At 37.2% G+C, this 441-nt stretch carries 1 protein-coding gene; it reads right to left on the minus strand.

The window, feature by feature from the left end; translation table 11 throughout:
* Window positions 1-257 precede the first annotated feature (257 nt).
* Window positions 258-441 (minus strand): hypothetical protein (locus AC27HD_RS18870; protein WP_487107816.1); only part of this gene is annotated, 184 nt, incomplete at its 5' end.

Below are 441 nucleotides of genomic sequence, written 5' to 3' on the forward strand. Positions count from 1 at the left end.
AATAAAAAGCCAACGATGATTAGCTTAACAGGGTAGTCCATATTCGGATGAAATAAATAAGCAACTATTGCCGGTGGGATTAGAAGTGGTATCTCCGCCACGATCCAAGAAACTTGATTTAAATATTTAAGGTATTTTTCTGTAAAACTCATTGAAGGCTGCTAACGCTCAAATTCAGCGCGGAAAGCCGCGCAGCGGGTTGACGTCACAGTCAGCGCTTTTTTGCTGGCGATAATATTTGTTTGTTAGCAACTTGATTAGTAAAAGCCGGATACACCAATAATACCTACAAGTAAAAAACAAAGGGCATACGATTCAGCAAAACCAATACTTCTAAAATTAAATAAATCTGAAATAAGTCTGTTCCAGATTTCCATAAAAAGCTTACTTACTGTAGACACAACCAACAGACTACAGAAAAACAACACACATAGAGCAATA

It is taken from the genome of Alteromonas sp. 4NS20-0143, from assembly GCF_057542855.1.